At 62.0% G+C, this 25,945-nt stretch carries 30 protein-coding genes; 8 read left to right on the top strand and 22 right to left on the bottom strand.

Annotation, left to right across the window (positions count from 1 at the left end):
* The 5 genes from CO657_RS00620 to CO657_RS00600 all read right to left on the bottom strand — a co-directional run bounded on the left by CO657_RS00620 (position 1) and on the right by CO657_RS00600 (position 4,277).
* On the bottom strand, positions 1–1,224 hold the full coding sequence (locus CO657_RS00620; RefSeq protein WP_054181986.1) for an Atu1372/SO_1960 family protein: 1,224 nt from the start codon (positions 1,222–1,224) through the stop codon (positions 1–3).
* Positions 1,225–1,244: 20 nt separating this feature from the next.
* Entirely contained in the window at positions 1,245–1,904 is a 660-nt protein-coding gene (locus CO657_RS00615; RefSeq protein WP_054181987.1) for an amino acid ABC transporter permease, read from the bottom strand.
* Positions 1,901–2,560: an amino acid ABC transporter permease gene (locus CO657_RS00610; RefSeq protein ID WP_003588848.1), complete on the bottom strand. Its 660-nt coding sequence runs from the start codon at positions 2,558–2,560 to the stop codon at positions 1,901–1,903. The genes CO657_RS00615 and CO657_RS00610 overlap by 4 nt, the downstream gene beginning before the upstream one ends.
* 5 nt (positions 2,561–2,565) lie before the next feature.
* The gene (locus tag CO657_RS00605; RefSeq protein WP_054181988.1) at positions 2,566–3,318 is read right to left on the bottom strand and encodes an amino acid ABC transporter ATP-binding protein; all 753 of its coding nucleotides are present in this window, start codon (positions 3,316–3,318) and stop codon (positions 2,566–2,568) included.
* A gap of 80 nt (positions 3,319–3,398) precedes the next feature.
* Positions 3,399–4,277 (bottom strand): ABC transporter substrate-binding protein, encoded by an 879-nt coding sequence (locus tag CO657_RS00600; protein ID WP_054181989.1) that lies wholly within the window; start codon positions 4,275–4,277, stop codon positions 3,399–3,401.
* A gap of 162 nt (positions 4,278–4,439) precedes the next feature.
* Between CO657_RS00600 and CO657_RS00595 the strand changes: the two genes are divergently transcribed.
* Together CO657_RS00595 and CO657_RS00590 are read left to right on the top strand one after the other, a co-directional pair.
* Complete coding sequence (locus CO657_RS00595; protein ID WP_054182251.1) at positions 4,440–5,495, top strand: GlxA family transcriptional regulator; 1,056 nt, start codon at positions 4,440–4,442, stop codon at positions 5,493–5,495.
* 334 nt (positions 5,496–5,829) lie between these two features.
* On the top strand, positions 5,830–6,423 hold the full coding sequence (locus CO657_RS00590) for a TetR/AcrR family transcriptional regulator (RefSeq protein ID WP_054181990.1): 594 nt from the start codon (positions 5,830–5,832) through the stop codon (positions 6,421–6,423).
* A gap of 14 nt (positions 6,424–6,437) precedes the next feature.
* On the opposite strand, the gene CO657_RS00585 is transcribed toward CO657_RS00590, so the two are convergent.
* The 3 genes from CO657_RS00585 to CO657_RS00575 form a co-directional block, all read right to left on the bottom strand.
* Entirely contained in the window at positions 6,438–7,532 is a 1,095-nt protein-coding gene (locus CO657_RS00585; RefSeq protein ID WP_054181991.1) for an alkene reductase, read from the bottom strand.
* Between the two features lie 71 nt (positions 7,533–7,603).
* On the bottom strand, positions 7,604–8,608 hold the full coding sequence (locus CO657_RS00580; protein ID WP_003588859.1) for an NADP-dependent oxidoreductase: 1,005 nt from the start codon (positions 8,606–8,608) through the stop codon (positions 7,604–7,606).
* Positions 8,609–8,641: 33 nt separating this feature from the next.
* The gene (locus CO657_RS00575) at positions 8,642–9,505 is read right to left on the bottom strand and encodes an alpha/beta fold hydrolase (RefSeq protein ID WP_054181992.1); all 864 of its coding nucleotides are present in this window, start codon (positions 9,503–9,505) and stop codon (positions 8,642–8,644) included.
* A 263-nt stretch (positions 9,506–9,768) separates the two neighbouring features.
* Between CO657_RS00575 and CO657_RS00570 the strand changes: the two genes are divergently transcribed.
* From CO657_RS00570 to CO657_RS00560, 3 genes are read left to right on the top strand one after another with little or no spacing between them, the layout of a single operon-like run.
* Positions 9,769–10,350, top strand: a complete 582-nt coding sequence (locus CO657_RS00570; RefSeq protein ID WP_003588863.1) for a TetR/AcrR family transcriptional regulator — start codon at positions 9,769–9,771, stop codon at positions 10,348–10,350.
* Complete coding sequence (locus CO657_RS00565) at positions 10,347–10,709, top strand: nuclear transport factor 2 family protein (protein ID WP_054181993.1); 363 nt, start codon at positions 10,347–10,349, stop codon at positions 10,707–10,709. Before CO657_RS00570 ends, CO657_RS00565 begins: the two co-directional genes overlap by 4 nt.
* Positions 10,702–11,082 (top strand): TfoX/Sxy family protein, encoded by a 381-nt coding sequence (locus CO657_RS00560; protein WP_012556445.1) that lies wholly within the window; start codon positions 10,702–10,704, stop codon positions 11,080–11,082. Before CO657_RS00565 ends, CO657_RS00560 begins: the two co-directional genes overlap by 8 nt.
* 35 nt (positions 11,083–11,117) lie before the next feature.
* Here CO657_RS00560 and CO657_RS00555 read toward each other — a convergent pair whose 3' ends face one another.
* From CO657_RS00555 to CO657_RS00515, 9 genes are all read right to left on the bottom strand, one after another.
* Entirely contained in the window at positions 11,118–12,155 is a 1,038-nt protein-coding gene (locus CO657_RS00555; RefSeq protein ID WP_003588866.1) for a 4-hydroxyproline epimerase, read from the bottom strand.
* Positions 12,156–12,208: 53 nt separating this feature from the next.
* On the bottom strand, positions 12,209–13,459 hold the full coding sequence (locus tag CO657_RS00550; protein ID WP_054181994.1) for an NAD(P)/FAD-dependent oxidoreductase: 1,251 nt from the start codon (positions 13,457–13,459) through the stop codon (positions 12,209–12,211).
* Positions 13,460–13,664: 205 nt separating this feature from the next.
* Positions 13,665–14,942: an alpha/beta hydrolase gene (locus CO657_RS00545; RefSeq protein ID WP_003588870.1), complete on the bottom strand. Its 1,278-nt coding sequence runs from the start codon at positions 14,940–14,942 to the stop codon at positions 13,665–13,667.
* Positions 14,943–15,546: 604 nt separating this feature from the next.
* Positions 15,547–16,428: an aldo/keto reductase gene (locus CO657_RS00540; protein WP_054181995.1), complete on the bottom strand. Its 882-nt coding sequence runs from the start codon at positions 16,426–16,428 to the stop codon at positions 15,547–15,549.
* A gap of 214 nt (positions 16,429–16,642) precedes the next feature.
* The gene (locus CO657_RS00535) at positions 16,643–17,275 is read right to left on the bottom strand and encodes a TetR family transcriptional regulator (RefSeq protein ID WP_054181996.1); all 633 of its coding nucleotides are present in this window, start codon (positions 17,273–17,275) and stop codon (positions 16,643–16,645) included.
* A gap of 19 nt (positions 17,276–17,294) precedes the next feature.
* A complete protein-coding gene (locus CO657_RS00530) occupies positions 17,295–17,966 on the bottom strand; it encodes a class I SAM-dependent methyltransferase (RefSeq protein WP_054181997.1) in 672 nt (223 codons plus the stop codon).
* Positions 17,967–18,253: 287 nt separating this feature from the next.
* The gene (locus tag CO657_RS00525) at positions 18,254–18,550 is read right to left on the bottom strand and encodes a hypothetical protein (protein ID WP_003588874.1); all 297 of its coding nucleotides are present in this window, start codon (positions 18,548–18,550) and stop codon (positions 18,254–18,256) included.
* Between the two features lie 154 nt (positions 18,551–18,704).
* On the bottom strand, positions 18,705–19,076 hold the full coding sequence (locus tag CO657_RS00520; RefSeq protein ID WP_012556437.1) for a hypothetical protein: 372 nt from the start codon (positions 19,074–19,076) through the stop codon (positions 18,705–18,707).
* 190 nt (positions 19,077–19,266) lie between these two features.
* Positions 19,267–19,587 carry a hypothetical protein gene (locus CO657_RS00515; protein WP_003588876.1) on the bottom strand — a complete coding sequence of 107 codons (321 nt, stop codon included), beginning with the start codon at positions 19,585–19,587 and terminating at the stop codon, positions 19,267–19,269.
* 166 nt (positions 19,588–19,753) lie between these two features.
* On the opposite strand from CO657_RS00515, the gene CO657_RS00510 reads away from it, so the two are divergent.
* The gene (locus tag CO657_RS00510; RefSeq protein ID WP_003588878.1) at positions 19,754–20,452 is read left to right on the top strand and encodes a class I SAM-dependent methyltransferase; all 699 of its coding nucleotides are present in this window, start codon (positions 19,754–19,756) and stop codon (positions 20,450–20,452) included.
* Between the two features lie 89 nt (positions 20,453–20,541).
* Here the strand turns inward: CO657_RS00510 and CO657_RS00505 are convergent, their stop codons facing one another.
* Entirely contained in the window at positions 20,542–21,129 is a 588-nt protein-coding gene (locus CO657_RS00505) for a hypothetical protein (RefSeq protein ID WP_054181998.1), read from the bottom strand.
* Between the two features lie 269 nt (positions 21,130–21,398).
* Here CO657_RS00505 and CO657_RS00500 point away from each other — a divergent pair, with 269 nt between their 5' ends.
* Positions 21,399–22,871, top strand: coding sequence for a hypothetical protein (locus CO657_RS00500; RefSeq protein ID WP_054181999.1), 1,473 nt, complete (start codon positions 21,399–21,401; stop codon positions 22,869–22,871).
* Positions 22,872–22,902: 31 nt separating this feature from the next.
* On the opposite strand, the gene CO657_RS00495 is transcribed toward CO657_RS00500, so the two are convergent.
* The gene (locus CO657_RS00495) at positions 22,903–23,511 is read right to left on the bottom strand and encodes a pyridoxamine 5'-phosphate oxidase family protein (protein ID WP_082366247.1); all 609 of its coding nucleotides are present in this window, start codon (positions 23,509–23,511) and stop codon (positions 22,903–22,905) included.
* 4 nt (positions 23,512–23,515) lie between these two features.
* A complete protein-coding gene (locus CO657_RS00490) occupies positions 23,516–24,220 on the bottom strand; it encodes an SDR family oxidoreductase (RefSeq protein ID WP_054182000.1) in 705 nt (234 codons plus the stop codon).
* Positions 24,221–24,334: 114 nt separating this feature from the next.
* On the opposite strand from CO657_RS00490, the gene CO657_RS00485 reads away from it, so the two are divergent.
* On the top strand, positions 24,335–25,210 hold the full coding sequence (locus tag CO657_RS00485; protein ID WP_054182001.1) for a LysR substrate-binding domain-containing protein: 876 nt from the start codon (positions 24,335–24,337) through the stop codon (positions 25,208–25,210).
* Between the two features lie 30 nt (positions 25,211–25,240).
* On the opposite strand, the gene CO657_RS00480 is transcribed toward CO657_RS00485, so the two are convergent.
* Together CO657_RS00480 and CO657_RS00475 are read right to left on the bottom strand one after the other, a co-directional pair.
* Positions 25,241–25,519, bottom strand: coding sequence for a hypothetical protein (locus tag CO657_RS00480; RefSeq protein WP_054182002.1), 279 nt, complete (start codon positions 25,517–25,519; stop codon positions 25,241–25,243).
* A 143-nt stretch (positions 25,520–25,662) separates the two neighbouring features.
* Positions 25,663–25,842 carry a hypothetical protein gene (locus CO657_RS00475; protein WP_049730639.1) on the bottom strand — a complete coding sequence of 60 codons (180 nt, stop codon included), beginning with the start codon at positions 25,840–25,842 and terminating at the stop codon, positions 25,663–25,665.
* Between the last annotated feature and the right edge of the window lie 103 nt (positions 25,843–25,945).

The following is a 25,945-nucleotide window of genomic DNA, read 5'->3' as shown; positions in this document are numbered from 1 at the left end:
TCACACCTCGTTTCCCACAAGCGCGGTCAGCTCGATTTCGACCGGAACGCCCCGCGGAAGGGATGACACGCCGATCGCAATGCGGGCATGCTCCCACCGATCCGGAAAGAGATCGCGCAGCAGCTCGGACGCGCCGTCGACGACCGCGCCGTGGCGGGTAAAACCGTCCGCCGCGGCAACATAGCCGGCAAGCCGCACGAATCCGCGCACCTTGTCGAACCCACCGCTGGCGCGCTCAAGCTGAGCAAGCACGTTGAGAAGGCAGATCCGCGCGCATTCGCGGCCCTCCTCGATCGAGATAGCCGCCCCGAGCCGACCGGTGCGCCAAACGGCTCCACCGGCCACCGGCACCTGACCGGACACGGTGACGATATTGCCGGTTCGCACAGCGCCGGCGAAAGCCCCGGGCGGCATTGCGGCTTCCGGCAAAGTGAGGCCGAGGGCGGCAAGGCGCCGGTGCACGGCATCGCTGCCGCTCATGCCGTGCTTCGCCCTTCTGCTTTCCCCGGCTTCGGCGCTGCGCGCGACAAAAGCCTTGAGGATTTCGAGATCAAGGGCCGTCAGACGGTATTCCGGATGCCACTGGACGCCCAGGCAAAATGCCTCGGTCTCGCCCTCGAATGCCTCGATGATCCCATCGGGTGCCCGCGCGATAACGCGAAAGCGCCCGTGACCGGACAGCGCGTGGCGATGCAGGCTGTTGACCCGGATCGGCCCTGTCCCGACCCAGCCGGCAAGCAGATTGTCCGGTTCGACGATGATCTCGTGCGCCAGTTCATCGGGCAGGTCCTGCGGGATGTGCGAAATGCCGGCGGCCGGAAGCTCGCTGAGGAATTCGCCGCCAAGGCACTCGCCGATCAGCTGCATGCCATGGCAGATACCGAGGAGCGGTTTGCCTGTCGTCAGCGCCTTGGCCACCAGCTGACGCTCGAAGTCGCGGCGCCGATCGGCCACTTCGGCACCCGGCCGGGAGCCGGTCAGAACGATACCATCGGCAAGCGCCAGCGCCGCCTCAATGTTTTCGGCCTCATAAGGCAGGATCAGCGGGACCCCGCCGGCGCTGGTGATTGCTTCGGCATAGTTCGAGCGCACCACATATTCGCACTCGGTCGGCTGTTGCGGCGTCTCGCCGAGATCGGGCGTTATGAGAATGAGGGGGCGGGCCTTGCGTGCGGGTGCGGCGGGAAACGCGGTGACCGCGGCAACGGCCATATCGGTGGTCATGATCTGAACCTTGTGATGAATTAGCGGGCGGGCACAGCAAGCCGGCGGGAGACGACCGAAAACGGCCAGGCGATCGCGAAGTAGCAGAGGCCGACCGCCACATAGATCTGCAGCGGCAGGAAATATTCGGTCGCCATCGCCCGGCCGGTCAGAACCAGTTCGTTGACGGTGATCAGCGATGCGAGCGAAGAATCCTTGAGAAGCGCGACAAAGGTGACGATCATCGGGGCCAGGATGACGCGGACGACCTGCGGGAAGATGATCAGCCGGAAGCTCTGAACCGGCGTGAGACCGACGGCCAGTGCCGCCTCGCCCTGCCCCGCCGGGATCGCCTTCAGTCCGGCCCGGAAGAGTTCGGCGATCTGAGCCGCAAAACACAGCGCCAAACCTGCGATCGCCGCGCCGAAAGCATCGAAGACGATCCCAATGCCCGGCAGGCCGAAGTAAAGCAGAAACAGCACCGCGAGCAGCGGCACGCCGCGCACGACCGTTACATAAAGGGCCGCGAAATGCCGTAGTGCCGCTAAGCCTGATCTCTGGCAGAGCGAAAGCAGCAGACCGAGCACGAGCGCCAGAGCAAAGGCGCACACGGAAAGTACTGCCGTATTCACCATTGCTCGCAACAACAAGGGCAGCCATTCGCCACCATAGTCGCGGTAGGGTGCGAAAAACCCGCTCATCCTTTCAGTCTCCCGTAACGCCTTTCGAGGAATTTCGTCGCCTGCATCAATGGCAGGCTCAGCAGCAGATAGAGTGCCGCCGCCGTCGCGTAGATCATCGTTGTCTGGAAGGACGAGGTGACCATGGAGCGGGCGAAGAACATGATTTCAGGCGCCGCGATGGCCGAGACGACGGAGGTGTCCTTTAGGAGCTGCACCGCGTAATTCCCGAGCGCCGGCAGGGCGATCCGCATGGCCTGCGGCGTCAAGATTTCGAAAATCGTCTGGAGCGGCGTCAGACCTGCAGCAAGCGACGCCTCCGCCTGGCCTTTTGGCAAAGAGGCGAAACCGGCGCGGAAGATCGATGAGGTAATGGCTGCGCCGATCAGCCCGAGGCCCAGAATGGCGGCGGCAATCGAGGTCAGCCTCACGCCAATGCTGGCAAGCCCGAAATAGAGGATGAACAGATGCGTGAGGGCCGGCACGTTGCAGAGGATTTCGCAATAGGCGTCGATCGCCAGATTGACGACCCTGATCGCTGTGAATTGCCTGACGAGAGCGAGAAGGAAGCCGATGCCGATTGCAAAAGCCAGCGAGGCCAGCGTCACCAGGACGGTTACCCCAAGCCCGGCGGCAAGCCCCTGGACGACGGAGAAGAATAGCGAAAATCCGCTCATGGCGCCTAGTGCCGAATCTTGTTGAGAAAGGCTTGCGTGCGTGCCTCGCGCGGCGCGGTAATGACCTGGCGCGCCGGTCCGGCCTCGACGATCTTTCCGCCGTCGAGGAACAGCACACGGTCAGCGATGTCGCGGGCAAAGGCAATCTCGTGCGTGACGATCAGCATCGTGCGTCCTTCGGCGGCGAGTTCTTCCATCACTTTCAGAACTTCGTGGACCAGTTCGGGATCAAGAGCGGAGGTCGGTTCGTCGAAAAGCATGAGTTTCGGCTTCTGGGCGAGCGCCCGGGCGATCGCCACACGCTGCTGCTGGCCGCCGGAGAGCTCCAGCGGTGAGGCATCGGCGCGATGCGTCATGTGGACTTTCGCCAACATCTCCAAGGCCAATTCGCGGGCCTCGGCGGCAGACAGGCCGCGGACCTTGCGTGCGGCGATCGCAACGTTTTCCGTCACCGAGAGATGCGGCCAGAGATTGAAGAGCTGGAAGACCATGCCCATCTCGGCGCGCTGTGGCGCAAGCTGCCGGTCTCTCATCACCTGGCCGTTGCGAATGCCGATCCGCTCGCCATCGAGGCTAATCTCACCGGCACTCGGTTTCTCCAAGAAATTCATGCAACGCAGACAGGTCGATTTCCCGGAGCCCGAGGGGCCGATCAGGGCAATCTTCTCACCGGCTGCGACGGTAAAATCGATCCCCTTCAGGACCTCGACTGGGCCATAACTCTTGCGCAGGCCTGCCACGCTCAAAAGCGCATTCATCGCCGTTTCCTTATGCTGTTGTGTCTTGGCGAAGAGGTCGGATGAAAGCCGCTTGCCGCAGCCTTCATCCGTCAGCCGGGTCAGCCGCCGGCTGCGCAGGAGGGCAGCTTGTAATCGCCGGGGCGGTCGACGCCGGCACGGAAGTTTGCGCCTACCGGCTTGAACCAGACATCGGCGGACAATCCGTAGCGGGCGCCGATCTCTTTCATCTCACAGCTCTTCCACATATCGGCGATGATCGCGTCCATCTTCTGGCGCAGATCGTCGTTCTTCTGGTTGAGACCGTAGACGACTTGACCGAGCCCGGTGAGCAGCGGGAAATCCGGGCTGTTATCCGTGAAGGCGAGGAAGTGCATGTTCCAACTCGGATTCTGCTTGATTGCGTAGGAAACCACCGGCGGGTCGCCGATGACGGCATCGATACGCCCGGCGATGAGATCGCGCACGGCAGCGTCGGAGGTGTCGTAGAGCGAGAGCTCAATGCCCTTGATCGTCTTCAGTTCCGGGACAAAGGAGAAGCCGGTGATCGTGCCGACCTTCTTGCCTTCCAGGTCGGAAAGCTTGTCCCAGTTGGTCTTGTTCGACTGCATGATGCCGTTCTTGAAATAATGGATCGGCTCGGACAACGTCATGATCTTCGTACGTTTCTCGGTCCAGCCCATCGTGCCGAGCATCACGTCGACGCGACCGGATTGCACGGAGGCGATTGTGCCCGACCATTCCATCAGGGCCGGCTGTATCTTGAGGCCGAGCTTGTCGGCGATGCGCTGCATGATCTCGCCATCGTAACCGATCAGCTTGCCGTCCTGCCAGCCGGAGCCCGGCATGTCTCCCGTAAAGGCGACCGTCAGCTTGCCCTGCTCGGCAAGTTCGAATGCGTTTGCGAGCGGTGCCGATGCCATGAAGCTGCCTGCCAGCAGCGCGCACATCACCACCCTTCTCGAAAGAGAAAGTGCCATTGTTCTGATCCTTGATTTGTTTTTGGTTCCCCGGTCCGGTGGGTCTTGTCGCCGGATGTCGAGTTCGACGAGGGAGAGCTTGCCACCGAAAGGCGGCGCTGAATTTTAGAAATCGGACATTTTCTTTGAAATAGCGACATGGCTGACGTAAGGTCGACCGCCATGAACGCAGACGCCAACCTTTCAGATGCACCTGCCATCGAGCCGGACTATGTCCGCTGGCTCGATGGTTTGTGGGCCGAACGGCTTTTGGCCGCCCGAGACCGCAAAGCCGATCTCTCCATCGGCATTCTGCTCTGGCCGAGCTTCCCTATGATGTCGCTGACCGGCATCGTCGAGCCCTTGCGGCATGCGGCCGATTTCGCCGACAACTCCCGGCCTCTGCATTGCCGCTGGTCAATCATGGGAGCGCCGGGCCACGCCGCGGTGGCGAGCTGCGGCATCCGCGTGCAGGCAGATGCGCCCTATATCAACCCGACGGACTTCGACTATATCGCCGTCATCGGCGGCCTCCTGCCGCATCTGCGCGCGGCACCCAGCAAGCATCGCGACTACCTGCGGGTGGCCGCATCCGCCGGAGTCCCGGTGATCGGTGTCTGCACCGGCGTCTTCGTACTCGCCCAAGAAGGTCTGCTGACCGGGCGCAAAGCCTCCGTTCATCCCTTCCATGCCGAGGATTTCAAGATCGCCTTTCCGCGCCAGGCATTCTCGACGCGCGACGACTTCCTGATCGAGAACGGCCGCATCACCGTTCCCGGCGGCGTCTCGATCCTGTCGCTGATGACGGAACTCATCGGCACCCATTGCGGCCCCGACCGGGCGGCCAAGGCAGTTCACCAGCTGTCGCTGACCGAGCACAAGGGCTTGAGCGCTTTCGACCAAGGCCGGGTTTCCAGCTTTCGACATGTCGAGGATTCCCGCATTCAGCGCGCGGTCGTTTTGATCGAGAGCCGCAAGGGCCGTGACGTATCACCCGAGCAGGCAGCCAGCATGATCGGGCTGTCGCCGCGTCAGTTCGGGCGCCTGTTCCAGCAAGGCATCGGCATGACTCCGAAGCGGTTCATCATCGAGACCCGCCTGCGTTACGCCCGCTTTCTGGTAGAAAACAGCACGCTCTCGATGACGCAGATCGCCTTCGAGACCGGCTTTTCGGATGCGGCACATTTCGCAACCGCTTTCCGCCAAAAATTCAACCAGTCGCCGCGGCAATTGAGATAAGGGATTTCGGTTTCGCCCTAGAGGTCACCGCCCGCCCCGACACGGTCGGCATGCAGCGGTAAGCAAGCTGGGCCTACCCGTTTGCCGACAGTGGCATGAAACCATGGTTATCGCGGCTGAACCGCGTGACTGCGCGCCGGTGTCATCGTCCCCCATAGCGCCAGCCTCTCCATGCACACTGTCTTCCAGCAAGCAAGTTCGAGCACCACGGCGATCGGAGCGGAGATAGTCCCCTGTGCCGATCGCTGTTATTAATGATATACATCATCAATAAGTCGAGCTATAATGATACTTGACATCATAGTTCGGGCATGACGGTCGAAAGGGCTGTAAAGTGCGGATCACCAAGGAAAAGAAGCAGGAAAACTACGAACGGATTATCGCCACCGCCTCGGCGCTGTTTCGCGAGCGCGGGTTCGATGGCGTCGGGGTGGCGGAGTTGATGGAGCGCGCGGGGCTCACCCATGGCGGCTTCTACAATCACTTCCGCTCCAAGGAGGATTTGATCGCGGAGTCGACCGAGAATGGTTTGAGCGAGACCTTGAAGCGCTATGCCGGTTATGACGTCCTCGCCGTCATGGAACTTTATCTCGCGCGCGAACACCGGGATGGGCGCGGCCAGGGATGCACCGCCGCGGCGCTGAGTTGCGATGCAGCGCGACAGCCTGAAGAAACGAAGGCCGTTTTTGCTGAGGGAATAGACAGACTGGTGCGCGCGATCGAGGACGGCATTGCTCGACATCACGCTTCCGGCGCCGGTGACCGCGCACAAGCCATCACCGTCCTTGCTCAGGCCGTCGGGGCGATCGTGCTGTCGAGGGCCTGCCCGGATGATTCCCCGCTGGCCGACGAACTGCTCGACGCCTGCCGGGCGGATTGCCGCGACGCCATCGAAAATCGGAGCCGGGATAATAGGGCCGCCGTATAGGCGGCCCTATGCCGTCAAGCGCCGACTGGCTCGGTCATTTCGGGATAGTCCGTATAGCCCGCCGCGCCGCCGCCATAGAGCGTCGCCATATCGAGATTGGCCAGCGATGCACCGATTTTCAGACGCTCGACAAAATCGGGGTTGGCGATGAACGGGCTGCCGAAGGCAAACAGGTCCGCCAGCCCCTGCTCCAGCCTGGCCGTCGCGAGTTCCCGATCGTAGCCGTTATTGGCGATGTAAGTGTTCCTGAACCTGCGGCGAAGCGCCTCGTAATCGAAGGGCGCAATATCGCGCGGCCCGCCCGTCGCACCTTCGACGACATGGAGGTAGGCAATGCCCATCTCGTCGAGCTTCTCGACGATGTAGTTGAACTGCGCCTGCGGATCGGTTGCTGATATTCCGTTGGCCGGCGACACCGGTGAAATCCGAACTCCGGTACGCTTCGCCCCCACTTCCTTAATGACCGCCGCCGTCACCTCGAGCATCAGCCGGGCCCGGTTTTCGATCGAGCCGCCATAGGCGTCGGTGCGGGTGTTGGCTCCGTCCCTGGCGAACTGGTCGAGCAGGTAGCCGTTGGCGCCGTGAATTTCGACACCATCGAACCCGGCGGCAATGGCATTGGCGGCGGCCCGGCGGAAATCCTCGACGATGCCGGAGATCTCATGCAATTCGAGCGCCCGAGGTGCCGACACGTCGACGAAGCTGTTGTTCACAAAGGTCTTGGTTTCGGCCTTGATCGCGGAAGGCGCCACCGGGGGCTGCCCATTCGGCTGTAGGTCGACATGCGATACCCGACCGACATGCCAGAGCTGCAGAAAGATGTGGCCGCCCTTGGCATGCACCGCATCGGTCACCTTGCGCCAGCCGTCGATCTGCGCCTGCGTGTATATGCCGGGCGTGTCCTGGTAGCCTTGACCCTGCTGCGAAATCTGGGTCGCCTCCGAGATGATCAGGCCTGCCGAGGCCCGTTGAGCATAATATTCGGCAATCAGATCGCCCGGCACAAACCCGGCACCCGCTCTGTTGCGCGTCAATGGCGCCATGACGATGCGGTTGGATAGTGTGAGAGAGCCGAGTACGAAGGGTTCAAAGAGTGTCTTGCTGGTCATTTTTCGCTTTCAGAGTTGGAATTATTTCTCGCGTTCGTCTCGCAACGCACGCCGCGTCGGTCAGGTCGACCTCAGTCTGCGACCGTGATGACCACCTTGCCCTTTGCACGCCCGGTCTCGACATAAGCCAGCGCATCGCCGGTTTTTTCAAACGGGAAGACCTTGTCGACGACCGGCCGGATCACGCCTTGTTCGATCAGGCGCGTGATCTCATTCAACTGCCGCCCCTCGGCGCGCATGAACAGGAATGAATAGCCTATGCCTAGACGCTTGGCCTTTTTCCGAACCCCTCGGCTCAGCAAGCGCAGCACCAGTTTCAGAAACAGGTTCAGGCCGAGTTCCCTGGCGAAAGCAGGATCGGGCGGACCGGAAATGGAGATGAGCCGGCCACCCGGCTTCAGCACAGCCAGTGATTTTTCAAGCGTCTTCGGATCCTGACTGTTCAGCACCAGATCATAGCCCGACAAGACCTTCTCAAAATCCTGGCTCTTGTAGTCGACAATCACATCCGCCCCGAGACTTTTGGCGAGCTCGGCATTTCCAGCGCTGGTCGTCGTCGCCACCATCGCGCCAAGATGTTTGGCGAGCTGAATGGCGAAAGTCCCGACACCGCCGGAACCGGCCTGAATGAAGACCTTCTGGCCGGGCTTCACCTTGCCCACCTCGACCAGCGCCTGCCACGCGGTTAGCCCCACCAGGGGGATGGACGCCGCTTCGGCCATGCTGAGGTTGTTTGGTTTCAGCGCCACATCGGCTTCATCGATGGCGATGAATTCGGCGAATGTGCCGACCCGATGATCGCGCGGCCGTGCATAGACCTCGTCACCCACCTTGAGCCGCCTGACCCTCGGTCCCGCCCTAACAACTGTTCCGGCAACGTCGTGGCCGAGGACGAAGGGCGGACGATAGGGAAGAATGAGCTTGAACTCTCCGTCCCGCAGCTTGGAGTCCAGAAGGTTTACGGCCGTAGCCTGAACCCGGACAAGGACATCATTGTCCTGCAATTCCGGTTCCGGCAGGCTGGCCAGGCGCAAAGCGCCCTTCTTTTTGTACTTATCAACGACGAATGCCTTCATGAGGCTTTCTCCAATTCGAAGTCTTGTGGGATGTCAGGCTGCAAGGAAGGACAAAGCCTTCGGCACGAAATCGGCGTGGTTCTGGAAGATCCCGCCATGTCCGGCGTCGTTATAGGTAACCAGTTGCGCGCCCGGAATGCGCCTGGCCATATCGGCGCTGTTGACCGTGGGGACCATGATATCACTGTCGCCATTGGCGATCAGGACCGGGATAGTGATACGGCCGAAATTCTGAGGCGCCTGCCGCCCCCAGGCCTTGATCGCCTTGAGTTGCCGCAGGAAGGCCCTTGGCGTCGGGCTCTTGTCCCTTCCCGCCTTGCGCTCTTTCAGGCGATCGAGAAAGGCTTTCGCGGCTCGGCGACCATTGGCGGTGGAGGTGAAAAACAAATAGGTTTTCGGGTCGCGCAGCGTCAGCAGACCCTTGATCATCAGCGGCCAGGACACGGCTCCGACCTTCTCTATCCCTTTTCCGCCGGCCGGGCCCGTTCCAGTCAAAATGAGTTTCCGCACAAGGTCCGGCGCCTTCAGCACGATGTCCTGCGCGACAAATCCCCCAAGGGAAAAACCGAGCAGATCGACTTGTTTGAACCCAAGCGCTCGGATCAACGCGATCGCGTCGCGCGCCATCTCGTCGATGGTCACAGGGGCCGTGCCGCCTGAGGCGCCGATCCCCCGGTAATCGATCGCGATGACGTGATGCTTGCTGGCCAGACCGTCGACAATCCGAGGATCGAAATTGTCCAACACCGCGCCCCAATGGTTGAGAAGAATGACCGGCACGCCGCCTTGGGGACCGAGGTCGCGATAGACGAAAGGCGTCTCCCCAACATTGACCCAGAGATTTGGCGCCTCGGCGTAGCAGGTGGCAGACCGAAGGTATCTTATCGTCGCGTTCATGGTTTACTCCACACCCCGGCTCGTACCGGCACGCTCATCATCGCCATTATCCTTGCCCTTCCGCATCGACCGCCGACTTTCGCGCAAAAGGAAACCAACTGCGGTCACCCAAATTTTTAATGACAACCGTCATCATAGATCTTTAATGATACTCATCATCAAAATTGTCAAGTGGAATTTTTCCGCAGATTGTCAGGGAAGAGTCTTGCATCTGCATTCTTGATCAGTCATTCTAGAACAAGCGATAAAGAATCGGAGCGAGTGTGGGCAGAACGCGGGAATTTGATGAGGAGGCGGTGCTGAAGGGGGCGATGCAGGCCTTTCGCAAGCACGGCTATCAAGGTGCGTCGATCCGAGACCTGGAAGAGGCGACGGGCCTCAAGGGCGGGAGCATCTATCACGCCTTCGGCGACAAGGCCGGCCTCTTCGACGCGGCGTTCCGGCATTATAATCGGACGGTTCTGGAGGGGCGGATCGAGCGATTTGCGCCGCCGGGGAGCGGAGTTAAAGGCTTGCGCGAACTGTTCCTTTCACTGCTGCATGAGCCCGACAATGGCTCCCTGGGCTGCCTGATCACCAACACGGCCGTGGAGTTCGGAGGTGACGTCAACACGCATCCCCGTGTCGAGGCAGCCCTCGGTCTTCTTCGCAGCACGTTCCGCTCGAGGCTCTGCGAGTCGTCGACCTTGGCTCGAGATACCGACGAAGCCAAGGCGGACAGGACAGCTGTCCGTCTCCTTGCCCTCTATCAAGGCTTGCTCGTGCTCATTCGCGGCGGCGAAGACAAAGCCAGCCTGCGGCAGGCGATCGAAGATGAATTCAATCAACTGGAGACACTGTTATGACGCCTGAGGCGCTATGGAATCGATATGCGGCCATCTGGTCGCTGGACGCTGACGCGCGCGAGCCGGAAATGTCGGCTTGCCTCGCCGACGATGTGACCTATTGCGATCCGAATGGAGCGATCGCTGGGCGAGCCGGTCTCGCGGCTTACATGGCCGGCTTCAAGGAGAGCGTACCGGCAGGCCGGTTCATAATTTTGGGCGTCCTCCATCACAATGAACGGTCGCTGGCACGCTGGGAACTGCGCCACGAGGACGAGACCGTCCTGCAAACGGGGACGAGTTTCGCTGCCATGTCCGATGGCCGGCTCAGCGCTATCAACGGCTTCTTCGATCCTCTGGCGGGGCGGCACCATGGGTAACGAGGCGACACGCAGCCTGGCGCTCGAATTTGCGAGCCAGATCGCCCCACCGGGCGCCATCGATATAAGGCGGTTCTTCGGTGGATCCGCCCTCGTTCGAAACGGCGCGCAGTTCGGGTTCGTCATGAAGGGCACGTTATATCTGCGCGTCGACGCCACAATGCGCGCGGAGTTCGAGGCAGATGGCTCCGAACCGTTCAGCTACCGCGCTGCCGGCAGGGAGGTGACGGTTCGCCGCTATTACGCGGTGCCGGCGCATGTGATCGACGATCCCTCGCTGCTGCGCAGGTGCTCGGAGCGCGCATTTGACGCGACCACGCGGCCCGCCCGCAAACGCTCAAAAGCCACCCTCGCCGTCAGCCTGCCTGGCTGATGCCGATGTCCACCCGGCCCACCACAGCCTAACGCTCAGATCTCCCCAGCCGACGGTCCCCAGACATCCGTGAGCGCAAAGCCGCCGGGATGCGGGTCGAAGGGGTCGAGGGCCACCTGGGTCAGGCCGAAGGTGAAGCCGCGGCCGGTGATGGTGGGAATGACGGCCGGGCGGCCGGCGACCTCGGTCAGCGCCTGCAACCCGACCTCGAACTCGGAGCCGATGATCGATTTCGAGGTGAAGACATCGCCGACTTTCGCCTTGCCGCGGGCATGGAGCGCGGCGAGGTTGGCGGAATTGCCGGTGCCGCAGGGCGAGCGGTCGGCCCGGCCCGGCCACATGGTGGTGCAGGTGCGCACCGTGCCATCGGCTTCGCTATCGCGGAACATCACATAGGCGACGCCTGATATTGCCGGGATCTCGGGGTGGACGACCTTGATATCGCGGTTGATCAGTTCTTTCAGGATCATGCCGGCCTGGACGAGGCCGGCGGCATTGGCCTTCTCGATCGTCAGACCGATCTGGCCGACATCGACCAGCGCATAGAAGATGCCGCCATAGCAGAGATCGGCCTTGATCTTGCCCCAATGCGGCGTGTCGATTTCGACGTCGAGCTGATGCACGAAGGACGGCACCATGGTGAGCTTGACCTTCTCGCAGCGCCCGTCGCGGCAGGTTGCCGTCGCCTTGACGAGGCCGGCCGCGGTTTCGAGCGTCACGATCGTCTCCGGCTCCTGCATCTCAACAATGCCGGATTCGAGCAAAGCCGTCGTTACGCAGATCGAGTTCGAGCCGGAGCTCGCATGCGCCTGGTCGGGCTGCAGGATGATGAAGGCGGCGTCTGCTTCCGGATGCCTTGCCGGCAGCAGCAGGTTGACCGAGCCGATCGGGGCGCCGCGCGGTTCCAGGCAAAGGAAGCGGCGCAGCTCGTCACCCTTCGGATCGGTGTTCAGCCAATGCAGCTGGGCGGCGATGGTCTCGCCGGGGATCTTCGGCACGCCGCCGATCGCGACGCGGCCGATCTCGCCTTCGGCATGAACGTCCAGCAGCTGGATCGTGCGCTTCCATCTCATGTCGTAAACTCCAGTTCGGATGTGACGGCCGACGCCGCCATCGACAGTAAATCCTAATATCGATCTATGCGGAACGGGGTGATGTCGAGGGATGGTTTGAGCCCGGTCACCAGATCGCCGATCAGCCGCGCTGTCGTTGCCGCATAGGTCAGGCCGAGATGGCCATGACCGGTCGCATAGAAAACCCCCGGCATTTTCGAGGACGGCGAAATGATCGGGATCGTATCGGGCAGCGCCGGGCGATGGCCCATCCAGTCCGTCGCCTCCTCGAGTTTGAGACCCGGCAGCGCGCGCTGGGCATGGCGCACCAGCACCCGCGGGCGGCGGAAATCCGGAGCCGCATCGAGGCCGGCGAGTTCGACATTGCCGCCGACGCGGATGCCGCCCGCCGTCGGCGTCACCATGAAGGCGCGCGCCGGCCAGATCATCGAATAGCGCATGGAGATGCCGGGTTTCATGATCTGCGTGTGATAGCCGCGCTCGGTTTCAAGCGGGATCGGCTCACCGAGCTTTTCGGCGAGGAAGCGGGTGTGGACGCCAGCGGCAAGCACGACGGAATCCGCCCCGATGCGGCTGCCGTCTTCAAGCAGGACGACGGCGCTGCCATCGCCCCTGCGCTCGATATTCCGCACCGCACCGGAGACGAAGGCCGCGCCCGCAGCTTTGGCCGCCTCGGCGAGTTTGACCACCAGCTGATAGGGATCGTGGATCGACTTGTTGTCGGGGAGCAGCACGGCCTTGGCGATCGAAGGCGAAAGCGCCGGTTCGTAATATTGGATGGCGCCGTTGCTCAACACTTCGAATTCAAGGCCGTAGCGCTGCATCATGGCGAGATGGCCGCGATCGGCGGCAAATTCCGCCTCGGTCTCGTAGATCGCCAGACACCCCTCCTCGGTCATCAGCTCGGGCGCGCCGATCGCCTCGAGCATCTGCCTGAAGTCGCTCAGAGCGCGCTGTGACAGGCTCATGCCGGCATCTTCGATCGCTCGCAGGCGCGACGGGCGGCCGGCGGCGAGGAACCGCAGGAACCAGGGCAGCATCTTTGCCGCATAGGAGGGCCGAAGCCAGACCGGGCCTTCGGGATCGAGCAGCCAGCCGGGCATTTTCCTCCAGGTCGAGGGGCCGGAACCGGCGACGAAATCGAGCGCGATGCTCGCCATATTGCCGTAAGAGGTGCCGCGTCCGGGCTCAGCCTTGTCGATCAGCGTCACCGCAAGGCCACGCCGCTGCAGCTCGAAGGCGATCGAGGCGCCGATCACGCCTGCGCCGACGACAACAACCCTCTTCTTCATCTCTTCAGCCATGCCGTCAACCCACCCATACGGCAGACAGAAGTGCCGTTCGTCACTCTGATATATCAGATCGGCTGTGATGCCTAGAGAATTTCCGTTTTCTCCGAAGCACGGAAATTCTCTATCTCTTTGTTTTCGCAATTCGCTGGGAAAGTCGCTTTTCGCTTTTCCCGGCAAGACCGCCATGCGCTTTTGCTGGAATTGCTTTGTGGAATTTTTACTGGCTTTCCGGCAGGCCGGCGCCGACGCTGTCGCCGACCGAGCCGACGGTATTGTCGACCGACCGGCCGAGGCGCTTCAGCTGGGCGTCGTAATTGCGGCGGGTGCGCGGATCGAAGATCGCGATCGGCGTGCTGACGGCGACGCTGACGGCACTTCCGGCCGTCTGGGCAGCGCCCATCGCCACCGCGCCGACGGCCTCGCCGAGGCCGACATTGGAATCGGTGATCGTCTGGCCGGCAATCAGCCGGTCGCCGATCAGCTTCACCACCTCGGGGCTTTCGGCGAATTTGCCGTGGTTCAGCCGGTCGCCGCCCTTGAGCTTGGTCAGATCGAGCACGGTGATGCCGGCCGCCTCCAGCTTGCTGCGATAGGGCTCGACCGAAGGATCGATCTGGCCGAGGCGGTCGACATTGCCGGAAATGCGCCGCGACAGCGCCAGAGCCCGGTCATCCCTGGAGACGAAGATGGTGAAATGCGGCTTGTCCTTGCCGAGGCTTGCGAATTGGCGGCCGAAGACGTCGACATCGAGATCCGGCGAGGCGAGGATGACATTGTTGATCTTGGGCGCGACGTGACCATTGCGGATCGCCATCTGCCTGAGCGCTTCGACGGTCAGCCATGTGCCCATCGAATGGGCCATGATGGTGACGTCGCTGACGGCGGGATTGGCGGCGGTGCGGGTCAGCAGCTCTTCCAGCGCATCGCGGGAATAGTTGGTGCTTTCCTTGTCGTAATTATAATCGAAGATGCTGGCGCGCGAGGGCCAGGTGAAGACGACGGGAGCGACGTCGGCATGCGAATCATGAACGATCTGGGCGAAGCGGTAGACGGCGTCCTCATAGCGATTGTTGAAGCCGTGCACGAAGACCAGCACCCGGCGGCTTTTCGGCATATGGCCCTTCAGCCAGGTCTCCCCCGCCCGCTCGCCTTCGAGTGGATCGACGGAGACGGTGACGAAATCGCGTAAGGGATCGGCCGGCAGCCGCTTTGGCCATTGCACCTGGCCGACCTTGCGATTGGCCTCCGGCGGGATCGAGACATCGACGGCGTTGACGGTGAGCCCAGTGCCGCGTTCGCCTGAGAAAAGCACAGCGGGATTGTCGTCGGCAGCGCGCGTCGTCGCGACGAGAAGATCGACCTTCGACGTGCCGGGCGGCACGCTGCCGGCCGCCTGCATGACGCCGACCGGCCTGCCGCCGCAGCCGGCAAGCGCGAACGCCGCCAGCAGAAGACCTGTCAAAGCCGCCCGCGGGCCGCGCCATCTGCCGATCATGATCAAACTCCAACCGGTTCGCGCACCGGACGGGCGGCGCCCGTTCAAATAGGCTGACGGTGCTTGCCGAGTCAAATTTGCGCGTGGTGGAATGCCCCGGGGGGGGACAAAAGAAAAGAGCCTGGCGCGGGAGGAGGTGCGCCAGGCTCTTGATCCTGACTGACAACTGGGAGGAGGAGTGTTGTCAGTCCGATGTAAGAGCGCTGGGAGGAGGAGTGCGCTGCTTACGGAGATATATGTACCGCGTTCATGCGAGCGGGAACAGCGAAAATACCGCAATGCAGCAATGCAGCAAGCGCATGGCTTGCCCTGAAATTAACAGGCCACCGCCTCATTTTGCAGCATGTTTAACCGGATGGTCAAAATTGTGCGGAAAATTTAGGCCTGACCGGAGGTGCCGCTGCCCCTCATCCGCCTGCCGGGACCACCGGGGTCGAGCCACGGGTCTCGACCCGTCCTTCGGACCCCCGATTTACGGGGAGAAGGGGATATGCCGCGACCTCTCGGTTCCCCACAAACCTCTCGTAAGGCACGTCCCCTCTCCCCGTAAAATGGGGAGAGGGTTAGGGTGAGAGGCAGCCACCTGCGCCGCCCGTCAGCTCCCTCAAGCTGCCTTAAACACCTTCCGGCCCTCAGCGTCGAGCGCCGAGAATTCCTCGTCCGACAGCGTGATATCGACAGCCGCGACGTTTTCTTCGAGATGCTTGACCTTGGAGGTGCCGGGGATCGGCAACATCACCGGGCTGCGCTTCAGCACCCAGGCGAGCGCGATCTGGCTTGGCGCGGCATTGTGTTTCCTAGCGATCGTATCGAGCAGCGAGCCGGATTTGGCGAGATCGCCGGCTGCCAGCGGGAACCAGGGGATGAAGCCGATATTGTGCTTGGCGCAGTAATCGAGCACGTCTTCGCTGGTGCGGTCGACGAGATTGTAGCGGTTCTGGACGGTGGCGACCTTGAAGTGTTTCGACGCCGCCTCGATGTCGGCGACAGAGACTTCGCTCAAGCCGGCATGGCGGATGAGACCGGCATCGAGCAGCGATTTGATCGCATCGAATTGCTCCTTGGCCGGCACTTTCGGATCGATGCGGTGCAGTTGCCAGAGGTCGATCTGCTCGAGCCCCAGATTGCGCAGGCTTTTATGCGCCTGCTGGATCAGATATTCCGGGCGGCCGACCGGCAGCCAGATGTCGGGGCCGTGGCGGGTGAGGCCGCCCTTGGTGGCGACGACGGATTTGCCGCCATAGGGATGCAGCGCTTCCTTGATCAGCCATTCGGAAATATCGGGACCGTAAGAATCGGCGGTATCGATGAAGTTGACGCCGAGTTCCGGCAGGCGCCGCAGCGTGCGGATGGATTCGGCATGATCGTCGGGCTCGCCCCAGATGCCCTTGCCGGTGACGCGCATGGCGCCGAAACCGAGGCGGTTGACCGCGATCTCGCCGCCGATCTTGAAGGTGCCTGACTTGGCTGCGTTATGACTGGACATGATCTTTCCTCTCCTGGTCAGTGAAATCGTTAAAGTCGGTGGAGCGGCGCGGTGCCGCCGGGTTCACCGGTCATCGGCGCGTGGTGATGATCCGCCGATCACGGTGATATCGAGACTATGGCCGTTACGACGCTTGCACATATAGGAGGGCGCCGCGGGCGCGGACAGGGACGGAACCGAAAATGCCGCAGGCGCGCGGTATCAGCGACCGACATCAAAGCCTGGCCTTCGCCTCGTCACCGAAATCCGCCAGGATCCTCCAGAGCTCGGCGAAGATTTCCTTGGCAAAATCCTGCGGCGCGGCACCCGGCGGGCGCTGCTGCCAGAGTTCGGCCCCGACGCGCAGCGCGCCGATGACGATCGCCGCCAGAATGCGCATGCGCAACCGCTCTTGCGGATCATTTCCCTTACGCAGAAGCAGCGCCTCGGCGAGCTTCTGTTCGACCCTCGCATATTTCAGCTGGTCACGGGCCCTCAGCGCCGGTGTGCGATGGATGAGTTCAGCAAGCGCCAGGCCGCGCTCGTCGATAGAGGCGATGACGGTGGCGGTGATCGCCGCCTCGACCACAGTCACCAAGGGCTCTTCCGCCGGCCTTGCGGCGATCGCCGCCATCAGCCGATCGGCAAAACTATCCTGCCAGGCGAAAACCACCTCTTCCTTCGAGGGGAAATAATCGAAGAAGCTGCGTTTGGAGACGTCGGCCGCTTCGGTGATGTCCTCGACGGTCGTGGCCTCGAAACCGCGCTGGAGAAAGAGGCTCATCGCCGCCTGCTCGATGCGCTCGCGCGTCTGCCGCCGCTTACGTTCCCGCCGGCCTTCCGTCGCCGCCCGCTTGCTGTCAGCCATGTCAGCCCGGCATCATCGCTCAGCCGCCGGTTTCGTTTGAGAAAGCGGCGATATCGTCGAGTTCGGCTTCGCTCTCACGATAGCTGAAGCGCTCGCGCGACAGCTCCAGCGGTTTGCGGCGGGAAATCCGGTAGACGGAGGCCGGCGGCAGGTTACGCACCGTGCCGCCGATGCGCACCGCCTTCAGGCCGAGGCGGTCGAGGATCGGCCGCGGCACCGGGCAGCGCGGACCATAGGTAAACTGATAGACGGCCCCACCCGGCCGCATATAGGCAAAGGCGCCGGCCAGGATCGAGGCAATCTTGCGCGGCGACATCGACAAAAGCGGCAGGCCGCTGACAACGGCGCCGACCGGTTCGCCCTCAAAAATATCGGCATGGGCGAGATGGGCCGCATCCATCTGCAACACGCGCGCCGTCGGGAAACGCGCCTGCAGCGCGGTGATGAACTCCGGACCGTACTCGATCAGGGTCAGATCCGCTTCGCTGACACCGCGCGCCAGCAGCGCCCGGGTGAAGACGCCGGTTCCGGGGCCAAGCTCGATGATCGGACCGTCGAGTGCGGCAATTTCACTGGTCATGATCCTGGCAAGTGAATCGCCCGACGGCGCGATGGCGGCGACGCGAAGCGGGTTGCTGATCCAGGAGCGGAAAAAATGCAGGAAATCGGAGCATGCAGCCTTTGCGGTCATGACTATCCCACCTGTCTGAAATTCGATTGATTATGAAATGCGACCATCGCGGCGAGCATGGCAATTCCAAGGCAGACGCATCAAACACCTGTGCGAACAAGCGATTTGCGCGACTTTTCCTGTCGAACTCTCCATTGATTTTTTACTTATTGCATTTTTGCAGTTGATGCAAGATTTGATAAAGGACGGTTACACCGGTCCCCTACCGCGGAAAGGCGGCCCAAAAAGGCCGCCTCCAGATTGCCGACAAAGTCTGCCAACTCAGCCGCGAACGGCCGAGCGCCTCATCAATAGTTGCAGCTGGAGCTGCTTGTCGGGTTGAAGCCGAGTTTGCAATCCATGTTGAGGGGCTTCTTCGGGTTCATCATATAATGTGTCGAACCCATGCTTTCCGCGCGCTCGCCGATCGAACCGGTCGTGCGCCTGTCATGTTCAACCTTGGTTTCCTGAGCAACCGGGCGCACTGTCGCACCTTGCTCCGTCGCGCTCGACTGGAGGGGAGCTGCCGTGGCCGAAAAGGCAGAGAGGCCCAGGATTGCACTGAGGGTGGCGGCGGCCAGGCCGATCTTGAAGGTGGTGGTCATAATCGTCTCCTTGGGAGGATTCAGGGAATTTACGCCCCGGAGTTAGGAAGGCGATCTGTCACATACTACGGCGCCAAAATGGAGGTCACGGATATGTGAGCGGCCCGATGATTGAGAAAGAGGCGGCTCGTCGCCGCCTCTTTCATTTGCCGGCTCAATAGCCGTTATCGCAGGGCATGCTGCCGGGGCCGATCGATCCGGAAAACGTAGGGTTGCACATTTCCGGGGCCGCCGGTCTGTTCACCGGCTGGCGGACGATAGAGCCGGTGGTGCCCGGCTCGACGCCGAAGGCGGCAAGCGGATACCAGTAGCCATCGGAATGGCGGCGGGTGCCGGGGCGCTCGGTGCGAAACCCTTGATAGCCATGCCAGGATCCGGCATGTGGTTTATATTGCACCATTTTTACGGTTTGGATATCGGGCGGCCGAACCACCTGAACGGGTGCTGCCTGTGCCGGCGCGATCGACGCGAGGGCGAGAAAGGCACTGAGCGCTGTGGTGGAAGGGGTCAGTCTGAACATCTTCATGATAAACCCTCCTTCGTGGATTTACCTGATGAAAATGCCTTCTCCAGCCGCCCGGTTCCCCGCTCACATGCAACTTCCAAAACTCGTGATTGCAGGCGATCCGGCGTGACCAAATCGGCGAAAAACGTGAAAAGTCGCGATCGGCCAAAGGCTCAAACGGCGCTGGAGCGGAATTCTGAATTCTCTGTTCTCAATTCGCGTATAATGTCCGGTAGCCCTGGCCGGAGAGGCAGGCGACATATTGCCGGTGGGCCGCGGCGCGCGCGATCGTTTCCGCCTCCAGCTCGTCGGCCTGAGCATAGCCGGTCAGCTGGGCCCGTATCTGATACTGCTTCCTCGCCTCGTCATACATGGCGTTGCCGTCGGTCATGCAAATGCCATGGGCCACGGCAGGCGGATTGACCGGCACGCCGACCGCGAGCAGCACCGGATCATTGGCATGGTCGATGCAACCGGCAAGCGCCGTCATCATCGCAAGGACTGCCAGAGCCCGAAAAATTCCCACCATCATGCATTCCTCCGGCCGAAGCGCCTCTGAGACTCATCAGACCTGCGGGTACATCAGCAAGGTTGCGCGAAACTAGGCGAGCCGGCTTCCGGTGTTTAAATATTGCTTAAATAATATATTAATGCTTACTTATAGTCGCAGACGCTAATCTCTCCGGGGGAGGAAGATTATGGCTTCGCCGTGGGTAAACGACGCGCTGTCGCATGCGCGATCAGCCTTTTCCAACAAGATCAACACTGACATTCTTGAGGTTGGCGGCGGCTCTCGCACCCATATTCCGTTGGAGGGCGCCAGATATACGGTGCTGGACATCTCGAAGGAGCAGCTCGAAAGGAACCGCGACGCTTCCGAGCGCATCCTCGGCGACGCGCAAACCATCGACTACGGAGACCGCCGCTTCGACGCCTGCGTCTTCTGGGACGTTCTCGAGCATTTGGAAAGCCCGCGCTCGGCCTTGCTCAGAGCCCATGACACCCTGTCTCCCGGTGGCCTGGTGTTCGTGAAGGGTCCGATCCTGAACTCGGCCAAAGGGATATTCACCGACCTCACGCCCTGGTGGACCCACGTCCTGTTCTATCGCTACGTCCTCAGGCAGAAAAACGCGGGAAAGCCGGGTTATGCCCCGTTTCGCGTCGAGCACGCCGCAGAGGCCTCGCATTCGGAGATCGCCGGGACATTGAAGGAACTCGGCATGGATATCGTCTTCGTCGGCGAATATGTGTCGACGCAGGTGCATGCGCTCAAGGACCGAATTCCCCCGCTTTATTGGCTCTATGAGGCTTTCGGGCTGCTGCTTCGCACAGCTTCGGCCGGAAAGATCGGCGGGCGGGAGACGGAGTTTCTGATCGTGGCAAAGTGCCTGCGTTAGATCACTCCCACCAAACTCTATATAGCACTTCGGAATCCCGAAATTGGTTGCGGCATTGAAATCCCTCGATATTTCCTGAGGGTCAGAACTCACGAAGCGCGGCGAATTTCGGAATCCCGAAGCGGTGGGATTTCGGGATTCCGAAGTGGCGTTTTTTTCTTGCGGCCGACGCGCCCGCGTTTGTCGGCAGCAAGCTTGCGGTCGGTCTCGGACCATTTCCGGCAGTTTTCGACTGTACAGCGCTTCCAATCGTCGGTGGCCGGCGCGCCTTCATGATCACCGACAAATGTCAGGGTGAAGCGGTTGGGATGCGCGACCCCGCTGCCTGCCCGGCCGCGGCGAATTTTGATCAGCCCCTTATATGCCAACTCGTCGAGCGCATCGGCGACATATTCGCCGGTGACGCCGTAGGACACGAACTGCGGATGGGTCACGACAAGCCTGCCGTTTTCCAAAGCGGCATGGGCGGTGTGCTCGATGACGATGCGGAAGAAGGCGCGGCAGGCATTGGCGCTCAATGTCGTGAATGAGGGGGATTCCAGCAGCTGGATCGTCAGCCACTGCCAGCGGAGGCTGCCGTCATCACTCCCACTGGGCGGAGCGGTATGTTTGCGCACCATCGCCCGCGTCTTTCCGGCACTGGTGCGGCTCTTGTCGCGCGGGTTGAACTCCACCATCAGCCCCTCACCCTCGTTTCCGGCCGATCCTTCGGCATGACGCCAACCTTGCAAGGCCGAGAATTCTGCAGGCGACGGCCGAAGCTCGTCCAGGCGATCGCCTCGCCAACAGGGAAAAATTTGCTCGACATCCGGCACTCCGTGGTTGCAATTGCGGGCAACCTAGCGCACGAACGATCCATGGACTAGGAAAATATTCTTAGTCTTGATCTTATGTCACCGAGGTCTTCCTGCTAAGGTGTGAGAAGGGATGTCAGAGGCCAACCAGCATGAAATCATCGCACTGGAAAAGAGTTGTCTGGTTTTGCGTCTGCGCCGCGCTCTCCAGTCCGGCATGGTCCGACGACGGCGTCACCATTCCCGGCTATGCGCCGGCGACCGGCGTCGAGCGCGGTTACAGCGTTCAAAAAGCCACCAAAACCGATATGTCGTTTTGGTTCGACAATTCAGGCGCCTCGGTGACGGCGCGGGGCGTATTTCACCCACGCATGACGGTTCTGTCGCGGGATGAAACCGGTATGCGGGTACGTTGGTCACTCAACGCCGAGCTGCCGGAAGGCACCGCAGGCCCTGCCGACAGCTACCAGATGAACCTGCTCTATCGGAACTCCCTGGCAGCCTATGGCACCAGCACACTCGAGCTCGAAACGGACTTGAACGGCTTTCCCAGCAATCCGGTCGGCGTCGACCGGATCCTGGCGCATATGCGGGAGATGGCCGCCAATGCGCCGGGTGGGGCGGCCGCGCCTCCAGACAACGGCGTCAACGGCATCATCGGCAAGATAGAGCAAAACCCGCTGCTGATTGTCACCGCCTTGGTGCCGGAGGCGCAGCTGCTGGCGACAGGACAATTCTATCAGGACCAGCTCATGCAGATCGGGCAGGCCGAGGTGGCGTCGCGGACCGAGGATTATAATGGCGTCAATGTCCCGGTGACGTCGACCTGGACCCTTGAGTCCACCGACGCGGCCTCCCGCACGGCAACTCTTTCCGTCTCGGAGGAATTCGATCCAGCAGCGTTGAGCCGGTCGCAGGAGCCGGCGACGGCAAAGATGATGGCGGCCTTTCCGGAACGGGTAAAGAACCTTACCGCCGATCAGCTGGCGTCGATCAAACGCGCCGGCAAGACCCGAAGCGTCAAATTCGTGGTGTCGCTGGACGACGGCTCGGCGGTCGAAGCAACCGAGATCGTCAGCGTGACCACAGGCGGGTTTACGTTGCGCACCTACACCCACATCCTGCGAGAGGACATGCCGGCCCGCTTGCCGCTCCCCGCCGTGCTGACGGCCAAGGTGTTGCAGACGCCCGATCTGCATGTCGAGCCGCTGCCGTCTGCAAAGGCCGAGCCGGGCATCCTGGACGAGCTTTCCACGCCGCCTTCGCCACCAGCATCGCAGGAGACCGCGGTGGCGACGGAAAAAGACGGGGCTGAAGCGATCGCGCCCGTCTCGCTCGAGGCGAAGAGCGCGGAGGTCGCCCGGTCCGCCATCTCCTACGACCGGGTGCTGAATATTGAGCTGACGCCGGAAAGCGCCGCCAAATTCCGCGATTTCACGCAAGCGGCATTGGGGCGGCAAACGCAGTTGCTGATCAACGACCAGGTCGTCATGGAACCCTGGATGAGGGAGCCGATCATGGATGGCCGCATTGTTCTGGCGGGCACGGATGGAAAAGAGCTGGAGGCGATGGCGGAACAGTTGAAGGTTCCGGGCGCTTCGATCGTCGTCCGGCTGCGCCCATGAGGGTGCGCTGATCCCATATTATGGCCGCATATCATGGATTGACCCATCGGCAGGCCGCAAGAGCGCCCGTCTCGTCATAGGTCGACAGCGCCCTTCGATTGCCCTGCCTGCGCAACTGGAACCAATCCAGTGTCCGGGCACGAAAAATCAACAGGCCGAAGTGCAGCTTTCCCTCCGCCTCATCCGCAGGCTTTGGAAGAGCCGCCTCGTCGGTGACGTTAAAACCACACTCGTCCCCGGGCGGACCGCCGGTATAGGTCGTCCGCGTCCAGAAGGAGAGCTTCTCCCAGGCGGCGTTTGCCCGATCGCTGCCGGGGGCATGCAGCTCGACCGTTCCCGGAAGGCGAAACTGCAGCCGTGTCTGCGGGCAGAATCCGAGGACGGTGGCATGGGGATTTGCCGAAAGCTCCCGCCATTTCGGGCTGCGGGTATCGGTGTGAAATTCCAGAACCCGCAATGACCCGTCGGCGCGCCGCAGGACCACCATGCGCGCCTGCGGCCTCTGCTCCGCATCCACGGAGCAGAGGTTCAAGAACCGGAAACCCGACTGCCGGCTCGATGCCGCCGTTTCCAGCGCACGCCATGCCGACGCGTCTATATCTGCGGGGTTCAACGGCACCGCTTCATCATCGGTCTCCATGGCGTCAAACGGAGCGGGTAATGCCGCCGTCGACGCGGATGTTCTGGCCGGTGATGTAGCCGGCGCCCTCCGACAGCAGGAAGGCGACCGTTGCGGCGATTTCCTCGGCCGTGCCATAGCGGCCCATCGGCACGCTGTCGCGCCGCTCGTCGGCCGCGGGCAGGCTGTCGATCCAGCCGGGCAGGACATTGTTCATGCGGATGTTCTTCGCCGCATAGGTGTCGGCGAAAATCTTGGTGAAGCTCGCCAGTCCGGCTCTGGCGAAGGCCGAGGTGGGGAACATCGCCGATGGCTCGAAAGCCCATGCCGTCGAGATATTGACGATGGCGCCGCCCCCTTGAGCCTCCATGATCGGCGCGACCAGCCGGATCGGCCGTACGGCGCTGAGGAAATAGACCTCCATGCCCTTGTGCCAGTCCTCGTCGGTGATCTCGAGGATCGGGGCGCGCGGCCCGTGGCCGGCGGAATTGACCAGCGCGTCGATCCGCCCCCATCTCTCCATCGCCAGGTCGACGAGCCGCTTCACATCGTCATTCACCAGGTTCGAGCCGGTGACGCCGACCCCGCCCAATTCTTTGGCGAGCGCTTCGCCCTTGCCCGATGAGGAGAGCACAGCAATGCGATAGCCATCCGCAGCCAGTTTCCTTGCAGCGGCAGCACCCATGCCGGAACCGCCTGCGGTAATGAGAGCGACTTTTTCTGTAGACATCGGAGCCTCCAACGATTGATTTGCGAAGCATTATGACAGAGACAGCGCCGGCTTTCGCGTCAGAAAGAAACGTGTCAGACTGTAGAAATTCTACTGGAATATCCGGAAATCTCAATGGTCCAACCCCGCCGCAAGCTGCCGCCGCTGAATGCGCTTCGCGCCTTCGAAGTCTCGGGCCGCCGGTTGAATTTCCGCGCCGCCGCCGAGGAGCTGGGGGTGTCGCAGGGTGCGGTCGCCCAGCAGGTGCGCGCGCTGGAAGATCAACTCGGCCTGATGTTGTTTCAGCGCCTGCCGCGCGGCCTGGCTCTGACCCCGCAGGGTGCTGCCTATCTGGCGGATGTGACCCGCGCCTTCGATACGCTCGGTGAAGCGACCGGGCGGCTTCTCGCGCGGCCGGACGCCGTGACGATCAGCGTCACCCCGACGGTCGCCGCCAAGCTGCTGATCCCGCGCCTCGCAGAGTTCAAAACCGCCCTCCCTGATGTGGAACTGCGGACGGTCGCCACCGAGGCGCTGTCCGACTTCGACCGCGATCAGGTGGACATTGCGGTGCGGCTCACCCGCGGGCCTTTTCCGGCCTCGCTGGAGGCAAGGCTGCTGTTCCGCCAGGAACTCGTCGCCGTCGCCAGCCCATACCTGGTCAAGGGCCTGCCCCTTCCGTTGACGGCCGACGCGCTTCGCAAGCTGCCGCTTCTGCATGACGCCGTCAGTCCCTGGCCGCTCGTGCTGCGATCGCGCGAGAAGCTGCCGGGTGCGGTGTTCAACCACACCACGCTGGCGCTGGATGCCGCCCTCGCCGGCCAGGGCGTCGCCTTGGCGTGCCGGGCGTTCGTGGCGGCCGATCTCGAGGCGGGGCGGCTGGTGCAGGTGATCGATGCGACGACGCTCATCGAACCCGACTACTTCCTTATCCGCAAACGCACATCATCGCCGCGAAAGGCGGTCGATGCGGTATGGCATTGGTGCGCGGCGCGGCTGTCGGTCGACTAGAGCCTTCTGCCTCCGGCAGGAAAACGAATTTCACCATGGGTCCGCTTTACGGGCGGCTTCGGCGGCAAAACCGCGCAGTTTGGCCCGGACTGTCTCGAATGGCACCGAAACTCCGGCTTCCAGATACCGCTGCCAGCGCCCTTCATCCTCAGCCTGTTCGCTAGTCGCGCGCTCCGCTTCATCGGCATAGGAACGCAGCACGCTTTCGGCAAAATCTGCAAGCGAAGCGCCTTGCTTTTTGGCAAGGAGGCCAAGACGCGCTTGCAAATGCGCGTCAATATCGAGCGGTTGGGTCTTTGGTGTCGGCATAGGCGAATGTTATCACCTGCCCCGAGTGAGTGAAGAGCTTTTTGCTGGACAATTCGCACGACATGCAGGCCAGCATATATTGCTTGGCGAGCCGCCAAGGACGCAACCTCAAGGGCTCTTCCCAGGCCTCCAAGATGGCGAGCCTATGAGGCGGCCGCCAATACGATGGCGATGACGAGCAGCATGGGGCCCATCCACTTGAAGTGACGAACCAGAGGCGGGTTGGCCGAGTAGCCGGGCAGCGGCAGATAGCCAAAGCCCACCGAGGTCATCCACAGGCCGGCGCAAAACATGATGATTTCGTCGATATAGGCTGCGATCATGGCTCTCCCGCCGTCGTAAGGGACTGTGATGCTCTGTCTCGGACAGCGAGCTGCAATTAAACATCTCGCAGCACTTTCGAAAAGACCGAAACCTAAACTTAAG

Origin of the sequence: Rhizobium acidisoli (genome assembly GCF_002531755.2) — a bacterium.
Classification (GTDB): Bacteria; Pseudomonadota; Alphaproteobacteria; order Rhizobiales; family Rhizobiaceae; genus Rhizobium; species Rhizobium acidisoli.
The sequence above is the reverse complement of the archived record's forward strand: the minus strand, read 5'-3'. Positions and strand labels throughout refer to the sequence as shown.

Excerpts from the sequence above, each read along its gene's own strand:
- CO657_RS00620 (WP_054181986.1), bottom strand. The coding sequence starts at position 1,224 with ATGACCACCGATATGGCCGTTGCCGCGGTCACCGCGTTTCCCGCCGCA.
- CO657_RS00615 (WP_054181987.1), bottom strand. The coding sequence starts at position 1,904 with ATGAGCGGGTTTTTCGCACCCTACCGCGACTATGGTGGCGAATGGCTG.
- CO657_RS00610 (WP_003588848.1), bottom strand. The coding sequence starts at position 2,560 with ATGAGCGGATTTTCGCTATTCTTCTCCGTCGTCCAGGGGCTTGCCGCC.
- CO657_RS00605 (WP_054181988.1), bottom strand. The coding sequence starts at position 3,318 with ATGAATGCGCTTTTGAGCGTGGCAGGCCTGCGCAAGAGTTATGGCCCA.
- CO657_RS00600 (WP_054181989.1), bottom strand. The coding sequence starts at position 4,277 with ATGGCACTTTCTCTTTCGAGAAGGGTGGTGATGTGCGCGCTGCTGGCA.
- CO657_RS00595 (WP_054182251.1), top strand. The coding sequence starts at position 4,440 with ATGAACGCAGACGCCAACCTTTCAGATGCACCTGCCATCGAGCCGGAC.
- CO657_RS00585 (WP_054181991.1), bottom strand. The coding sequence starts at position 7,532 with ATGACCAGCAAGACACTCTTTGAACCCTTCGTACTCGGCTCTCTCACA.
- CO657_RS00580 (WP_003588859.1), bottom strand. The coding sequence starts at position 8,608 with ATGAAGGCATTCGTCGTTGATAAGTACAAAAAGAAGGGCGCTTTGCGC.
- CO657_RS00575 (WP_054181992.1), bottom strand. The coding sequence starts at position 9,505 with ATGAACGCGACGATAAGATACCTTCGGTCTGCCACCTGCTACGCCGAG.
- CO657_RS00565 (WP_054181993.1), top strand. The coding sequence starts at position 10,347 with ATGACGCCTGAGGCGCTATGGAATCGATATGCGGCCATCTGGTCGCTG.
- CO657_RS00560 (WP_012556445.1), top strand. The coding sequence starts at position 10,702 with ATGGGTAACGAGGCGACACGCAGCCTGGCGCTCGAATTTGCGAGCCAG.
- CO657_RS00555 (WP_003588866.1), bottom strand. The coding sequence starts at position 12,155 with ATGAGATGGAAGCGCACGATCCAGCTGCTGGACGTTCATGCCGAAGGC.
- CO657_RS00550 (WP_054181994.1), bottom strand. The coding sequence starts at position 13,459 with ATGGCTGAAGAGATGAAGAAGAGGGTTGTTGTCGTCGGCGCAGGCGTG.
- CO657_RS00545 (WP_003588870.1), bottom strand. The coding sequence starts at position 14,942 with ATGATCGGCAGATGGCGCGGCCCGCGGGCGGCTTTGACAGGTCTTCTG.
- CO657_RS00540 (WP_054181995.1), bottom strand. The coding sequence starts at position 16,428 with ATGTCCAGTCATAACGCAGCCAAGTCAGGCACCTTCAAGATCGGCGGC.
- CO657_RS00535 (WP_054181996.1), bottom strand. The coding sequence starts at position 17,275 with ATGGCTGACAGCAAGCGGGCGGCGACGGAAGGCCGGCGGGAACGTAAG.
- CO657_RS00530 (WP_054181997.1), bottom strand. The coding sequence starts at position 17,966 with ATGACCGCAAAGGCTGCATGCTCCGATTTCCTGCATTTTTTCCGCTCC.
- CO657_RS00525 (WP_003588874.1), bottom strand. The coding sequence starts at position 18,550 with ATGACCACCACCTTCAAGATCGGCCTGGCCGCCGCCACCCTCAGTGCA.
- CO657_RS00520 (WP_012556437.1), bottom strand. The coding sequence starts at position 19,076 with ATGAAGATGTTCAGACTGACCCCTTCCACCACAGCGCTCAGTGCCTTT.
- CO657_RS00515 (WP_003588876.1), bottom strand. The coding sequence starts at position 19,587 with ATGATGGTGGGAATTTTTCGGGCTCTGGCAGTCCTTGCGATGATGACG.
- CO657_RS00510 (WP_003588878.1), top strand. The coding sequence starts at position 19,754 with ATGGCTTCGCCGTGGGTAAACGACGCGCTGTCGCATGCGCGATCAGCC.
- CO657_RS00505 (WP_054181998.1), bottom strand. The coding sequence starts at position 21,129 with ATGGTGGAGTTCAACCCGCGCGACAAGAGCCGCACCAGTGCCGGAAAG.
- CO657_RS00500 (WP_054181999.1), top strand. The coding sequence starts at position 21,399 with ATGAAATCATCGCACTGGAAAAGAGTTGTCTGGTTTTGCGTCTGCGCC.
- CO657_RS00495 (WP_082366247.1), bottom strand. The coding sequence starts at position 23,511 with ATGGAGACCGATGATGAAGCGGTGCCGTTGAACCCCGCAGATATAGAC.
- CO657_RS00490 (WP_054182000.1), bottom strand. The coding sequence starts at position 24,220 with ATGTCTACAGAAAAAGTCGCTCTCATTACCGCAGGCGGTTCCGGCATG.
- CO657_RS00485 (WP_054182001.1), top strand. The coding sequence starts at position 24,335 with ATGGTCCAACCCCGCCGCAAGCTGCCGCCGCTGAATGCGCTTCGCGCC.
- CO657_RS00480 (WP_054182002.1), bottom strand. The coding sequence starts at position 25,519 with ATGCCGACACCAAAGACCCAACCGCTCGATATTGACGCGCATTTGCAA.
- CO657_RS00475 (WP_049730639.1), bottom strand. The coding sequence starts at position 25,842 with ATGATCGCAGCCTATATCGACGAAATCATCATGTTTTGCGCCGGCCTG.